The 13,682-nt window shown below is 66.4% G+C and carries 14 protein-coding genes; all 14 read right to left on the reverse strand.

The window, feature by feature from the left end; all coding sequences use genetic code 11:
• Positions 1–108 precede the first annotated feature (108 nt).
• From QQ25_RS27915 to QQ25_RS27980, 14 genes are read right to left on the reverse strand one after another with little or no spacing between them, the layout of a single operon-like run.
• Positions 109–1,320, reverse strand: coding sequence for an MlaD family protein (locus tag QQ25_RS27915; RefSeq protein WP_039382306.1), 1,212 nt, complete (start codon positions 1,318–1,320; stop codon positions 109–111).
• Complete coding sequence (locus QQ25_RS27920) at positions 1,317–2,441, reverse strand: MlaD family protein (RefSeq protein WP_052236119.1); 1,125 nt, start codon at positions 2,439–2,441, stop codon at positions 1,317–1,319. Before QQ25_RS27920 ends, QQ25_RS27915 begins: the two co-directional genes overlap by 4 nt.
• Positions 2,438–3,553: an MCE family protein gene (locus QQ25_RS27925; RefSeq protein ID WP_039382307.1), complete on the reverse strand. Its 1,116-nt coding sequence runs from the start codon at positions 3,551–3,553 to the stop codon at positions 2,438–2,440. The genes QQ25_RS27920 and QQ25_RS27925 overlap by 4 nt, the downstream gene beginning before the upstream one ends.
• Positions 3,550–4,560: an MlaD family protein gene (locus QQ25_RS27930; RefSeq protein WP_039382310.1), complete on the reverse strand. Its 1,011-nt coding sequence runs from the start codon at positions 4,558–4,560 to the stop codon at positions 3,550–3,552. The genes QQ25_RS27925 and QQ25_RS27930 overlap by 4 nt, the downstream gene beginning before the upstream one ends.
• Positions 4,553–5,638, reverse strand: coding sequence for an MlaD family protein (locus QQ25_RS27935; RefSeq protein ID WP_101906438.1), 1,086 nt, complete (start codon positions 5,636–5,638; stop codon positions 4,553–4,555). Before QQ25_RS27935 ends, QQ25_RS27930 begins: the two co-directional genes overlap by 8 nt.
• A gap of 12 nt (positions 5,639–5,650) precedes the next feature.
• On the reverse strand, positions 5,651–7,117 hold the full coding sequence (locus QQ25_RS27940) for an MlaD family protein (RefSeq protein WP_082017740.1): 1,467 nt from the start codon (positions 7,115–7,117) through the stop codon (positions 5,651–5,653).
• An 11-nt stretch (positions 7,118–7,128) separates the two neighbouring features.
• Positions 7,129–7,941, reverse strand: a complete 813-nt coding sequence (locus QQ25_RS27945; RefSeq protein WP_039382313.1) for an MlaE family ABC transporter permease — start codon at positions 7,939–7,941, stop codon at positions 7,129–7,131.
• Position 7,942: 1 nt separating this feature from the next.
• The gene (locus tag QQ25_RS27950) at positions 7,943–8,779 is read right to left on the reverse strand and encodes an MlaE family ABC transporter permease (protein ID WP_039382315.1); all 837 of its coding nucleotides are present in this window, start codon (positions 8,777–8,779) and stop codon (positions 7,943–7,945) included.
• Entirely contained in the window at positions 8,776–10,404 is a 1,629-nt protein-coding gene (locus QQ25_RS27955; protein WP_039382317.1) for a fatty acyl-AMP ligase, read from the reverse strand. Before QQ25_RS27955 ends, QQ25_RS27950 begins: the two co-directional genes overlap by 4 nt.
• On the reverse strand, positions 10,401–10,685 hold the full coding sequence (locus tag QQ25_RS27960; protein ID WP_039382318.1) for an acyl carrier protein: 285 nt from the start codon (positions 10,683–10,685) through the stop codon (positions 10,401–10,403). The genes QQ25_RS27955 and QQ25_RS27960 overlap by 4 nt, the downstream gene beginning before the upstream one ends.
• A 7-nt stretch (positions 10,686–10,692) precedes the next feature.
• Positions 10,693–11,463 (reverse strand): ABC transporter permease, encoded by a 771-nt coding sequence (locus tag QQ25_RS27965; RefSeq protein ID WP_039382320.1) that lies wholly within the window; start codon positions 11,461–11,463, stop codon positions 10,693–10,695.
• Positions 11,460–12,407, reverse strand: coding sequence for an ABC transporter ATP-binding protein (locus QQ25_RS27970; RefSeq protein WP_039382321.1), 948 nt, complete (start codon positions 12,405–12,407; stop codon positions 11,460–11,462). The genes QQ25_RS27965 and QQ25_RS27970 overlap by 4 nt, the downstream gene beginning before the upstream one ends.
• A 7-nt stretch (positions 12,408–12,414) precedes the next feature.
• Complete coding sequence (locus QQ25_RS27975) at positions 12,415–13,167, reverse strand: hypothetical protein (protein ID WP_039382323.1); 753 nt, start codon at positions 13,165–13,167, stop codon at positions 12,415–12,417.
• A complete protein-coding gene (locus QQ25_RS27980; protein ID WP_039382325.1) occupies positions 13,164–13,670 on the reverse strand; it encodes an Rv1443c family protein in 507 nt (168 codons plus the stop codon). The genes QQ25_RS27975 and QQ25_RS27980 overlap by 4 nt, the downstream gene beginning before the upstream one ends.
• Positions 13,671–13,682 lie beyond the last annotated feature (12 nt).

The following is a 13,682-nucleotide window of genomic DNA, read 5'->3' on the forward strand; positions in this document are numbered from 1 at the left end:
CGCCGCGATGATCTGGTACGTCCGGCTCCTGCGGTCGATCGTGGTCGTCGCGGAGTGGTGGCCCAGCAACTGGCCGACCCGCTCCTCCCGGTCAAACCTCACGAGCGATCAGCGGGGCGGCTCGATCGGCAGAGTGGGCCCCCCGTAGGGGGTCGGGATCGTGTAGCGACCCACCGGCGTCGGATCAGCCGTGGTGGCCAAGTCAGCTCCGGCCGGAGGGCCTGCGGTGTCGTCGCCGGCCGGCCGCGGAGCATTGCGGGCACCGCGAACCAGCAGGCTCGGGTCGTCGTCGTGGCAGTACGTGTACAGGAACGGTTCGGGATAGTCGGCGGCCGAGGGTGGGCGGCGAGGTGTGCCGTAATCGCAGGCATACCGCGGATAGATGTCGGCGGTCACCCACAGTCCGTGCTCGTGCATCGTGCTGATGAAGGCCTCAAGCGCCGAACCGCGGTAGTCGGGGAAGAGCGCATTGAGCGCGGGCACCCGGACGTAGGACAGCCGCGCGACGGTGGCCAGATTTCCCAGCAGCTGCACCATGGTGTCCGAGTTGTCCGTGAACAGATTGTCGATCGCACCCAGCGTCGCCGGGGACTGGCCGAGGAGTTCCCGGTAGCCGTCCTGCATTCCGGCCACCCCTGCCAGCGTGTGACGCAGATTGGTTGCCGTGGCGGCGATTCCATTGTTGACATCCACTGCCGAGGACAGCACGATCCGGCTGTTCTTGATGATGCTCACCGTTTCGGGCAGCACCGAATCCAACGTCGACAGCAGGAACGTCCCGCCGTCGACGATCGCGGAGAGCTTCTCCGGCCCGGCCCCGGTCAGGCTCAGCTCCTCCTTGAGCCGCTCCAGCTTCTGCGGGTCCACTTGCGCCAGCACCCCATCGGCGTTCGCGAGCAGTTCGGCCATCGTGACCGGCACTCCGGTCCGGTCGCGGGCGATCACATCGCCGTCCGCCAGATATGGTCCGCCGTCGGATGCCGAGGCGAAGTCGACGTATTGTTCGCCGGCCGCCGACAGCGCAGAGACGCGGACCGTGCTGGACGCCGGAATGCGCACATCGTCCGATACCCGCAGGACTGCCTCGACACCACGCGGCGTGAACGCGAGCTCTTCGACCTTGCCCACCCGCACCCCGCGCATGGTCACATCCTGATTCGGCAGCAGCCCACCGGATTCCGAAAGCTGCACTGTCACTCGGTATGTCGCCGACAGCGGCCTGACGTGCAGCACGCCGACCATCAGGTAATAGACCGACACGACCAGCGTGAGTGCCAGAGCCGACAGGGCAGCCCACGCGCTGCGCCGGGTGCCGCTCACGGTTGGGGTCCTCTGCCGACCACCCGTTCCTGCAACCGCCAGAGCACGAACTTGATCGATCCGACGAGCTGGTGCCAATCGGCGCGTTTGGGACCGTGCAATCCGGGGTCCCCCGAGAATCCGGCGTCGGGAATGGATCCGAGGACGAGCCGGTCGATCCCGGCCGCCCCTGCCATCGATGTGCCCGCGGTCATCTTGATGAACGGCGCGTACAGCCGGTTCAGCGAGGCCAGGCTGGTCTGTGGATCCACCACGACGTCGTTGAACGCCCGCGCGATCGCGTCCGCGTCGGCGATCACGCTGCGGCCGCTGGAATCGGTTCCGGCGATGGACGGGAACTTGGCGAGGTTCTGCGAGATGTCACCCAGTGTGAGGACGAGGTCGGTCACCTGACCGGTGTTGTCGGCGAGCGTCTCGGTGGCCGGTGCCGCGGCGCCCAGGATCTCACCGACCTCTTGATTCTTGGTTTCCAGCAGCTCGGCCAGCCGCGTCGTCTCGGCCATCGCGGAATCAAGTTGTGCCGACCGGGCATTCACCGTGCCGAGCAGCCGATTCGACTTGGCAACCAGGTCACCGAAGGCTCGGCCATCGGGCCCGGCCGCCTTGCCCATGCCGTTGACGATGTTGGTCAGGTTGTGGACGGCTCCTCCGTTGACGAGGACCGCCGCCGAACTCAGCACCGACTCGACCGTTGCCGCCGCAGTCGTGGAGTCGAGTCCGATGCTGTCTCCGTCCCCGAGCTGACGCGTACCGGACCGCTCGGTGCGGGGTGCGACGATCGAAACGAACACATCGCCCAGCGGTGTGGCCGAACGGAGTTCAGCCGTGCTGCCCACCGGAAGCCGGACGTCGTCTCTGATACGCAACGTGGTGACCGCGGTGAAGTCACGCGCCTGCATATCCTCGACTTGTCCGATGTCGGCCCCACCGAGCTTGACCTTGGCGTGCTCGGGCAGGTTGAGCGCATTCGTGAACATCACGGTAAGCCGGTAACCACCCGAGCCGAGGCCCGCGGCGGGCAACGGCAGGTCGGCCAGCCCGTTCGTGGCACAGCCCGCGGTCAGCAGAACCGCCGACAGTGCGGCCAGCGTCCGGCGCAGACAACCCTGTGCCGCAATCATTTCTGCCCCATTGCGGCGAGACCGTCCAGCATGTTGGTCAGGCCGAAGTCGGGCCCGTAATCCTGCAGAGTGCCGGTGCTGCATCCGAGCTGGCGCAGACCCATCATGTTGCAGACCTCCTTGGCCATCTGGCTGTCGAACACCATGCGGTCGGCCAGGAAATGCGCACGGATGGCTCCGTTCCGTTGATCGATCGCGTTGTAGAGGTTGTCGGCCATCAGCGGGAGTACGTCGAAAAACTCCGCGAGCTCGCGTTGCCGATCGTGCAGAGTCTGCATGCTGGTGTCGCCATTGGCGATTCCCTGCTTGATCAGGTCCCGGTTCGCCAACAGGATCTCACCGGTCTTTGCGACGACCTCGTTGAGTTGCCTACCGGTGGTCCCCGACCCGAAGTCCTCCTGCGCCAGAACCTGGCTGAGTTGCCGCACGGTAGAGCCGAATTCGCGCAGTTCCGCGTCGTTGCCGGCCGCGGCGTCCAGCAGTGAACCGAGGTTGGTGATGATGGTGGTCACCTGTTGGCGAGTCCGGGCGCCGCCGTCGGAACTCAACCGCAGCGCACGCGACAGCTCGTCGAGGGCACCCCTGATCTGCTCGCCGTGCCCGGCGACCACGCCGTCCCCTGCGTTCTGCAGATCGGCGACGGGCCCACCGCCGGTCCCGTCACCCCGCAGCGACGTCGCCAGCTTGTCGAGCATCCCGAGGACCCGGTCGAACTCGACCGGGGTCTTCGTGCGATGCAGGCCGATGGTGTCGCCGTCGCGCAGCGTCGGTCCGCCGCGGTACGGGGGTGACAGCTCGATCTGGCGGTCGGTGAGGATCGAGGTGGACAGCGTCACCGCCTCGACGTCCGCGGGTATCGCGACAGCCTCATCGACAGTGAAGTCGACCTCGGCATAGCTGCCCTTCGGTGTCACCTTGGTGACCTGGCCCACCGGAATTCCCAGTACCGCCACCACATTTCCGACGTACAGGCCAGCCGCGCTGTCGAACTGGGCGGTGGCGGTGATGCTGCGGTCGGGGTGGGTGACCAGGTGCCGGGCCAGTCCGGCGACCGTCGTCACCGCGATGATCAGCACGGCGGCAATCATCAGGCGCTTGTGTCGGAAGATCATTTGCAGTCCTTGAGATACGGGATCATCCCGAACTGCTCGGCGCGCCCGCTGATGGCGCACATCCAGGAATCGATCAGGGCTCCCGCCGGCGCGTTGCCCTCGATCGCGTTGCCGAAGCCGGTGGCATTCGCGATCTGGCGGATCGGGACGGGCGCGATCTGCAACAGGTTCCGGAAGAGCGCATCCTGCTCCGCGAACTTTCCGCTCAGCTGCTCCATGGTGGACAGCACGTCGTCGAGTGCGGCGCGGTCGTTCACCGCGATGGTGTGCAGCGAGTCCACTACGGACCGCAGGGACTGCATCAGCGCATGGAATGCAGCCGAACGCGCCACGAATTCGCCCACCAGTTCCTGTCCCTGGCGGATGAAGGTGCCGATCTCGGACTGCTGGCGCCGCAGCATACTGGTGACGTGTTCGGTGTTCACCAGCAGGCCGCCCAGCTGGTCTCGTCGCTGCGCGATCACCGATGAGAGCGCGCGCACGTTGTCCATCGCCTGGGGTACCACCGCGGGTAGTCCGTCCAATTGCCGGCTCAGCACGTCGAGGGAAGCAGCGATCCGGTTGGCGTCGACCTGCTCGAAGGTTCTCGTCGAATCGGCAAGCGCGGCTTGCAGATCGTAGGGAACCTCGGTGTGGGCCAGGTCGATGGTCCGATCCTCGGGCACGCCGTCGCCGTCGGGGCGCAGGTCGAGATAGCGGGAGCCGAACAGTGTGGTCACCTTGATCGCGACGCGGGTGTCACGGCCCACCGGGACGTCGTCCCGCACTCGCATATCGGCCTCGACATGGTCCCCGGCGAGGCGGACGGCGGTGACCGTTCCCACCGGGATGCCGGCGACCGCCACGATGTCGTCGGCGCGCAGGGCCGCCGCCTGGAGGAATTTCGCTGTGTAGCGGTGATATCCGATGCCGGCCTCCTTGACGAGCAGCATCGCCGCGATCAGGCCTCCCACAGTGAGCACGGCCAGCAGTCCGAGCCAGGCCTTCCTGGCTACGCCGTCAGCCATTGGCCATGCTCCTGCACTTGGGGGTGTGCTTGGCGGTACCGCCCGGCGTCGCGGCATCGACGATGATCGGTACGACATCGTTGAGCCCCGGGAAGAACCCGTAGGCGTTGACGTCACACGCATAGGCGTTCATATAGGCCCCCTCTCCGAACACCCGCGACAGTCCCTTCAACAGCAGCGGGGTATTGAGCCCCGTGTAGGCGATCTGCGGTTCGATGTCGAGCATGTGCCGGGTGTAGCCGGGCTCGCGGTTGAGCATGTCCCGAATCGTCGGTTGCACGTCTTGGGAGATCCGCGCCAGATTGCCGGCCACCGCCGTCATCGTGCCCAGGGACGAAACCAGCGGTTCGCGACGGTTGTCGAATGCTGCCACCGCATTTCGCGCCGCGTCGATCGTGCGCTCGAAGTTTTCGTTCTGGCCGGCCAGATTGCCGACCACGCCGTCCATCCCGGCGATGACCCGGTCCAGGGTGCGATCCTGGCCCACGAAAGTCTCGGTGAGAACCGAGGTCTGGTCGACCAACTGGGTGATCGCGGCGGTGTCGCCCTGCAGAGATCCGACGACCGCGTTGGTGAGGTTGTTCACCTGCTCGGGGTCCAGGACCGCGAACAGCGGCTCATAGCCATTGAGCAGCGTGCCGATGTCGAAGGACGGCTCGGTGCGATCCACCCCGATGACGGCCCCGGCCGGAAGCGCGGTGGCTGGTCCTTCACGACCGCGGTCCAACGCGAGATATCGCTGTCCGACGATGTTCTGGTAGTTGACCGATGCGACCGTGCCTGTGGTGAGGCGGTGGCCGTCCTGCACGATGAACAACACCTTCGCGAGGGTGCCCTGCAACTCGATCGCCTGTACGCGACCGACCCGGACCCCGGCCACCCGAACGTCGTCGCCCTCACGCAATCCGAAGACGTCGGTGAACACCGCGGAATAGGACGTGGCGGGGCCGCTGACATCCCGCCGCAGCGTGACATAGACCAGCCACGTCAGCACGGTGGCCACCACCAGGAACAGGCACAACCCCAGCAGCGGGCCGCGGCGTCGTATCGACTCGGCCCCCGGGACAGTTCTGGACATCGGAATGTTCTCCTACGGCTTGGGTTTCGCTGCGGGCGGGGTTCGCGTGACTACCGTCCCGCGCGCGACGGGACCGAGGATCAGTTGAGTGGCCACCGTGGCGGGTTCATCGGTGATCTCACCCAACCGGTCGCGCTCGAGACCGCTGCCGACCGGGCCGACGTTGCCCCCGAACGAGGCGGGCGCCGCACTGCCGGGCACGGGCGGCGCCGGCGAGATACCAGGCGGGAGAGGCGGATACGGATCCGCCGGCGGCACCTGCGGGGCCAGCAGCGGTGGACCGACCGCAACCAGGTTGCCGTTCTCCCCGATGACTGTGCCCGGCGGTGGTGCCAGATCCGGTGGCGGCTGGTAGTTCTGCGGCATCAGGACTTCGGGGAGGTCGGCCCGCACGGGCACCTCGGGGGCCGTGAAGCAGCTCGGCCCGGACAGCGCCCCGTAGCGCGGACAATCGGCGCGGGTGTAGGTATAGGACGGCGTGAACGACAGGTTCACCCGGCCTCGCGCCGTATCGAGTTCGGAGTCCCAGACCTCGGCGAAGAAGGTGTCGGAGAACCTGGTCATCCGCTGGCTGATCGGCACGAAATGCCGAGCATTCTGCGCCAGCACACCGAGCACCGGCGTCAGATCGGTGGTGATGTGGACCAGCCGGTCGGTCTGATTGTCCAGTGACTCCACACTGGTAGCCGTGGTGCGCGTGGCCGCCGCCAGGAAATCCTCGAGGCTTCGCCGCTGTTCGACCAGGGCCCGCATCGGCTCCACTGCCTCGTGCAGCGCTCCCACGAGGTCCGGTGCCGTCGCCGACAGTCCGCGCGCGGCTTCGGACAACGCCGAAATCGTCGATGGCCCCTCATCGGTCGCGACAACGGCATTCAGCTCATCGATCAGCCGGTTGAGTTCGGATGCCGATGTGAGCAGTTGCCCGCGGCGGTTGTTGGTGGCTGCGGCGACGGCCGCGAGCACACCGATGGTGTGGTCGTCGCGTCCGCGCCCCGCTGCCGCGAGGATGTCACGCAGTTTGGTGAGGGTGGTCTGGAACAACACCGTCGGCAGGGTGGTGTCCTCGGTGATCCGTCCACCGTCGCGGATCGGGCCCGCCGAGCCGTTCGTCGTCTCGACCAATTGCAGCGAAGACACCGCGAAGGCATTGCTGGGTACCACTCGGGCCGCCACGCCGACCGGTATGCCCTGTGCATAGGCCGAATCCAGCCGGATGTGAACCTGACTGGGCTGTTCGGCGGTCCCGGGCGTGACGCTTTCCACCGCGCCGACGAGTACCCCACGGAACTTCACATCCGACCGGGCCGGCAGACCGTCGCCGATGTTCCGCAGCTCGGCCACCACGTGCAGGCTGCGGTCGAACATCCCGGTCGATTTGACCAGCAACACCGATGCCACCACACCGACCACGACCAGCGCCACGGTGCCACGCCGGATCAGCTGCCTGGCGGTGAAGTGGTTTCCGTCCAGATCGACCATGCTCGCCACCGTCAACCACCCAGCCTCGCACCGGAATTCACGCTCCACAGCGCCATCGTCAGCAGCATGTTGACGATGATCACCACCGTGATACTGGCCCGCATGGCGTGCCCCGCAGCGATGCCGACGCCCTCCGGACCACCGCCGGCACAGAATCCGTAGTAGCACTGCACCATTGCCGCGATCCAGACGAACACGACGGCCTTCACCATCGAGTACAGGATGTCGGTGCCGCTGATCAGCAATGTGAAGTAGTGCAGATAGGGCCCGAGCGATCCGCCGCTGATGAGGCCCACCATGACCTGGCACGACAGGTAGCAGATGCCCAGGCACGCCGCGTACAAGGGAATGATCGCGACCACCGAAGCCAGCAGGCGGGTGGTGACGAGGTACGGAATCGGCCTGATCGCAAGCGAGTTCATGGCGTCGATCTCCTCGGAGATCCGCATCGAGCCGATCTGCGTGGTGAACCGGCAGCCCGCCTGAACCGCGAACGCCAAAGCAGCCATGATCGGCGCCAGCTCGCGGGTAGTGACCAACGACGAGATGATCCCGGTTGCCGGACCGAGTCCGAGCAGATTCAGGAAGTCGTAACCCTCGACCGCGATCAGGGCCCCGGTGGTGATGCCGAGGACGAGGATCACCCCGGCAGTGCCGCCGCCCACGACGATCGATCCGTTGCCCCAGGTGATGTCAGAGACCAGTCGGAGGAACTCGCGCCGGTACCGGCGCAGGGCGAGCGGCGCACCCGCGAGGGCGTGGGCGGAGAATGCGACGAAGTGGCCGAAGTGCGCCACCGGCCGCGTCATCACGGGCTGGGTCATCTCACAATCCCGTCCGTGGGAAGAGCATGGTGTAGAGCTGGCTCACCGCGACATTCACGGTCATCAGGACCAGAACCGATTCCACGACCGCGGCGTTGACGGCGTTGGCGACACCGGCCGGCCCCTGCCCAGCGGCGAGCCCTTTCTGGCAGGACACCACCGCGACGATCGCGCCGTACACCGCCGACTTGAACAATGCGAGCAGCATGTCTCCCGTGGTGGCGAACGACGCGAACGTGGCGATGAAACTGCCGGGCGCACCGCCCTGTACGTAAACGTTGAACAGGTAGCTCGACAGGAAGCCGACGAAGCACACCATCCCGGTGAGCGCCATGCCGATGACGATCGCGGCCGCGAATCGGGGAACCACGAGCCTGCGGACCACCGAAACGCCCATTACCTCCATCGCGGCCGTCTCCTCGCGCATGGTCCGGCAGCCCAGATCCGCAGTCATCGCGGCGCCCACTGCCGCCGCCAGTAGCAGCGCAGAAACCAGCGAGGCGGCCTGTCGCACGACCGCCAGTCCGCTGGCAGCACCGGCGAGCGATGTCGCGCCGACCTGTCCTGCCAACAGCGCGAACTGGATCGACAAGGTGACCCCGATCGGCAGCGCCACCAGGACCGTCGGCATGACGGCCGCACCGGCCATGAAAGCCGCCTGCCGAACGAACTCGGCCCACTGAAATCGCCCGGTCACCAAGTCGAAGACGCAGAACCGGATCGTCTTCAACCCGAGTACCACCTGCTCGCCAACCGTGGCCAGCGCCGCTACCGGATGACGCCGCAGGTATCCCGCACCTACCTGGACAACACGGGAACTGTTGTCCCGCACAGTCATCTGACGAGTTCACGCTCCCCGGACCGTCCCAGCCGGGCCAACCGCGCCGTCGTCTCCAACCGTCGCAGCTTGCCCGACGAGGTCTTCGGCAGCCAACCGGCCGGGACCACGTGAACGGCCCTCGGGCTGATCCCTAGTTGTCGATAGATTCGATCGGCGATCTCGGCACGGATCCGCGCGGTCTCGGTGCCGTCGGCGTGCAATACCGACTCGGCCACCATCGAGAATCCCTCGCCCGCGGCCGCGGTGGAAAGGCGCACCGCGGCAACGCCACCCGAGCGCACACCGTCCACCCCGGCCACGCTTCGTTCGATGTCTTCGGGATGGACGTTTCGGCCCGAGATGATCAGGATGTCCTTCTTGCGGCCGCAGATGACGGGTTGGCCGTCGTCGGTCAGATAGCCGACGTCCCCGGTGCGGAACCATCCGTCGGCGTCTGTGACGGCCTCGATCCCCTCAGCGGTGCGGTATCCGCAGGTCACGTTCTCGCCGCGGATCTCCAGTTCACCGATGGCCGGGGATTCGACCACCGAGCCGTCCTCGGCCACCACGCGGACCTCACATCCCGGCAGCGGCCGCCCGAGTGCCACCCGCTGCTCGCACACGCGGTATTCGTCACCCGGGCGCACGAACGACACTCCCAGCGTCGCCTCGGCCATTCCGTAGGCCGGCACGATGGCGTGCTTGCGCAGGCCGAACCGGGCCCCCGCAGTGGTCAACCGGTCCAGCGTCGCGACATCGATCGCCTCGGCACCACTGAGCGCAAACCGCAGTGTCGAGAAGTCGTAGGCGCCATCGGCAGCCTTGCGAAGCCTGCGCGCCAGCACCGAGTAGGCGAAATTCGGTGCCGCGGTCATGGTTCCGCGATACCTGGTGATCAGCTCGGCCCACAGCAGCGGATCGCCGAGGAAGTCGACCGGCGTCACCTTGACGGTCTCGATGCCCAGACACATGGGCGTGATCAGGTAGCCCATCATCCCCATGTCGTGAAAGAGCGGAAGCCAGCTCACCACCACATCGGTCTCGGCGTCCGCACCTGAGGCGGCGGCCATCCCGACCAGGTTGGCCTCGATGTTGCGGTAGCTGATCGCGACGGCCTTGGGCCTGCCGGTGGATCCCGACGTCAGCTGCGCAAACGCGATCGCATCCTCGTCCGAATCCACGGTCTGACCCGGTGCCGCCTCGAGCAACTCGGTCAGCAGCAGAGTCCGCACGCCGGCGGCGGAAAGGGCTTCGCCGGCGGCGAGGAACGGGCTACCGACAACCACGGTCGTGGCACCGACCGCCGACAGCGTCGGCCCCAAGTCCGCCGCCCACGCCGAAATCTCGGTCCGATGGGTGGGATGGTGCAGCATGGTCACGACAGCACCCGACATCCAGATGCCCTGCACCAGTGGGGCGATCTCCCCGGGTGCGCCGGCCAGCACGGCCACCGCGTCTCCCGGCAGCACCCCCGCCTGCTGTAACCCACCCGCGACGGCGTGGCCGGACCGGTGCACCCGTGCCCAGGTCGCCGTCGTCAGCTGGTCGAGGCGCGATCGGCCGTCAGGGTCGACCGGTGCCGCGGTGAGACCTCGTGAAGTGATCTCGGCGCCGGCACGCAGTCTGGCCAGGATCCGGTTCACGGCTGTCCCGGCGGGTTGCCTGCCGTGCTCACCGCACCGGAGGCGGCGGGCCGGCGGTTCTCCACCAGTTCGACCAGGGCGCCGACGGTCTTGCACTCGAACACATCGTCTTTGTCGAGGACGACGCCGAATCGGTTCTTGATCTCGGATACCCCGAGGGCGAACGACAGTGAGTCGAAACCCAGGTCTCCGACCAGTTCTGAGAAATCGTTGACGTCTTCGGCGGGCAGCTCGAGCTCGTCGGTGATGAACTCGATGAGGAATTCCCGTACTTCTGACACGGCCTGACTACCTTCCGATCTTGCGGCGGATCACCATGTGGATGGGTATTTGGAGGACGGCGAACATGCCAACGGCGACAAGGCAACCCGTCACGACGGTCCCGGTGTCGAACTCGCCGTACATGATCGTCGACGCGGCCGCCACGATGTGTGAGAACGGGTTCAGGGTGATGCTGAACCGAAGCCAGTCCGACAGGAACACCGACGGCATGAGCGCCTGGCTGATGAACAGCACCGGGAGCGCAAGCGGCAGCATCGCCACCGGTGCCTGCGGGTTGAGCGTGCGCAGTGCCACCAGATAGAACAACGAACTGTAGGCCGCCGACCACAGGAACATCAGCACGACAAGGAATGCGGCAGTGAGGATCCCGGCCCGCAGCGGGGCATCGAGCAAAGCCAGCAGAGCGATCACGATGACCGCCGCGGGCAGGATCCGGAACATTTCGAATCCGAACTTGGCCGCCATGATCTGTCTGGTCGACACACCGTAGAGGCGGAGGCGGTCGGTGAAGCCGGACCTGATCTCGTCGATCAGGGTGCCCGCGCCGTACCCTGCGCCGAGCATCGGGATCAGCATGATGAGGCCCGGGGCGATATACGCGGTATAGGACGACAGTGGGAATCCGGGCAGATCGGCGACTCGCTGGAACATCGATCGCACGAAGATCACCAGGACCACGGGAAAGACGATCGGGAAGATGAAACCGAAGACCGGCTGCCTCAGGCCCACAACGACATAGCGGCGGAACAACCGCAGGGTGTTCGACAACGAGTTCATCGGGTGGCCTCCAGGAACGCATCACGCAACGAGGTCGACCGGACCTCGATGTCGGCCTCGCCCAGTCCGATCCGCTCCAGTTCGGCGCCGAGCCTGCCGAGCGCGAAGGCCGACGCCGACTCAAGCGTCGCCGTCAGCACGGTGTCGGTCGTGCGCTCCACGGGATATCCGGTGGTGGCCAATGCCTGCACCGACGCGTCGGGTATCGGCACGTCCGATGAGATCGCCGCGACGAATCCGTGGCTTCTGGTGAATTCCTGGGTCGATCCGGATGCGACCAATCTGCCGTCCTTGATGATTCCGACTTCGTCGGCCAGGGAGACCGCTTCGTCCATGTCATGGGTGGTCAGCACCACCGTGCGGCCCTGCGAGCGCAGGGAGCGGATGGCGTTCCACACCTCTTGCTTGCCCTCGATGTCGAGGCCGCTGGACGGCTCGTCGAGGAACAGCATCTTCGGGTCGTGGGCCACCGCCAGCGCCACGTCGACCCGGCGGCGCATGCCTCCCGACAGCGCGCCCACCTTTCGGGTGAGGTACTTGCCCAGCCCGAACTGCTCAACGAGTTCGTCTTCGCGCCTGCGCCTTTCGGATTTCGGCCAGCCGGCCATCGCCAGGCTCATGCGAATCTGTTCGATCGGCGACATCCAGAGGTCGAGTGCCACCTCCTGCAGCGCCACGCCGATCAGCGGCCGGAGCTCATCGGTTTCGGCCACGGGGATGCCGAGCACTTCCAGCCGGCCGCTCGTCGGTGCGAGCAGCGTCGTGGCCATGCGGATCGTGGTGGTCTTGCCTGCACCGTTTCGGCCGAGCAGGCAGTAGACCACCCCGCGGGGCACCGTCAGACTGAGTCCGTCGACGGCACTGGTCTGCGCACCCGGATACGACTTGGTGACGCCATCGGCGAGCAAAGCCGGTGACGGGTTGTCTTGTGTTTCTTCAGACATGGGTCGTTCAATCTCCGACTCTGGGAAGGACGTGGCGCTCCAGCTCTTCGGTCAGATGGATCCCCTGTGCGGTGAGGTCCACCTTGAGCTCGGTGTAGAGCGGAAAACTGCCGCCCTTGGGCGTGTCGTTGACCTGGTGGATGGTGCCGGTACTCACACCCGTCACGTTGAGATCGACCACGGTGCGGACCAATTCGACGGGCTTGCCGCGCCAGGTGCCTTTTCGACTGCCTGCTGGACGCACGCTGCCTGCGACCGTCGCACCGCCACCGCAGGACCCGGTCACCTCACGCGGTTCACCGGTGCCGGCCAAGTCGATTCCCCCGTTCACCGCGCATTGCAGCGACACACGTGAATCGAGCGGGTTGACGATCGTGATCGCGTCCAGGGTGGCGGCCGCGGCCTCGTCGGGCCCGGTGGACACCATGCCCGTCTCGTACGGGAATCGGTCACCGGTGTAGTACTGCTCGACTTGCATCTCGCCGCGCCGCGGCCCCGGGCCGATGGTCAGCACACCCGAGGTGGGCAACGACGTCGTCTCGTCGAGATAAGTGACCGAGCCCGAAATCTCCAACGGATACGTTCCGTAGGGAGAGTCGGGGCGGGATTCGGCCGCCGGTTCGGCCGCGGCATCGGGATACTTCAGCAGTGCGTAGGCGTGCCCGACGGGCTTTCCGGCCTCTTCGTTCACCGATGTACAGCCGGCCAGCAGCCCGGACCCGAGCACACACGCACCGGCGGCCGCGACGATCCGCTTCACAGCGACGCGCCCGCGCCGGTCAGGGTCCGGCTCAGTCGGCGGTGCCGGTGGCTGAAGAAGGCCGACAGTACCCGGCTCATCACCTTGCCCCAGCCCGGGATCAGGCCCATCGGCGCCTGCGGCGCCAGTGTGATCTCATCCGTGACGACCGTCTTGTCCCCCAACGGTTCCAAGGTGCGGTGATGAACCCAGATGCGCATCCCGGTCATGATCGATTCTTCGCGGAACATGCGGCCGGGATCGATCTTGGCGATGGTGATGTCGTCGAACCCGAACGGAACGACACCGAACAGCAGCAGGAAGCTCTTGCCGATCCGAGTCCCGGGGGTGACGTCGGCGATCGACTGTCCCCGGAACCGGCGCGGCATCGTCATCTTGAGATAGGGGCCCATCTCGTCGTTGATGCCCTCCTGGGTGGTCACCCGGTCCCACACCCGCTCGACGGGGCAGTCGATCTCGCTGACCTTGCGGAAGACGTGTTCTTGCGTGTGAATGGATCGCATGTCGGTGTTCCT

The organism is Mycolicibacterium setense (genome assembly GCF_000805385.1).
GTDB classification, from domain to species: domain Bacteria; phylum Actinomycetota; class Actinomycetes; order Mycobacteriales; family Mycobacteriaceae; genus Mycobacterium; species Mycobacterium setense.

Excerpts from the sequence above, each read along its gene's own strand:
- QQ25_RS27980 (WP_039382325.1), bottom strand. The coding sequence starts at position 13,670 with ATGCGATCCATTCACACGCAAGAACACGTCTTCCGCAAGGTCAGCGAG.
- QQ25_RS27970 (WP_039382321.1), bottom strand. The coding sequence starts at position 12,407 with ATGTCTGAAGAAACACAAGACAACCCGTCACCGGCTTTGCTCGCCGAT.
- QQ25_RS27950 (WP_039382315.1), bottom strand. The coding sequence starts at position 8,779 with ATGACTGTGCGGGACAACAGTTCCCGTGTTGTCCAGGTAGGTGCGGGA.
- QQ25_RS27965 (WP_039382320.1), bottom strand. The coding sequence starts at position 11,463 with ATGAACTCGTTGTCGAACACCCTGCGGTTGTTCCGCCGCTATGTCGTT.
- QQ25_RS27930 (WP_039382310.1), bottom strand. The coding sequence starts at position 4,560 with ATGGCTGACGGCGTAGCCAGGAAGGCCTGGCTCGGACTGCTGGCCGTG.
- QQ25_RS27925 (WP_039382307.1), bottom strand. The coding sequence starts at position 3,553 with ATGATCTTCCGACACAAGCGCCTGATGATTGCCGCCGTGCTGATCATC.
- QQ25_RS27945 (WP_039382313.1), bottom strand. The coding sequence starts at position 7,941 with ATGACCCAGCCCGTGATGACGCGGCCGGTGGCGCACTTCGGCCACTTC.
- QQ25_RS27935 (WP_101906438.1), bottom strand. The coding sequence starts at position 5,638 with ATGTCCAGAACTGTCCCGGGGGCCGAGTCGATACGACGCCGCGGCCCG.
- QQ25_RS27940 (WP_082017740.1), bottom strand. The coding sequence starts at position 7,117 with ATGGTCGATCTGGACGGAAACCACTTCACCGCCAGGCAGCTGATCCGG.
- QQ25_RS27920 (WP_052236119.1), bottom strand. The coding sequence starts at position 2,441 with ATGATTGCGGCACAGGGTTGTCTGCGCCGGACGCTGGCCGCACTGTCG.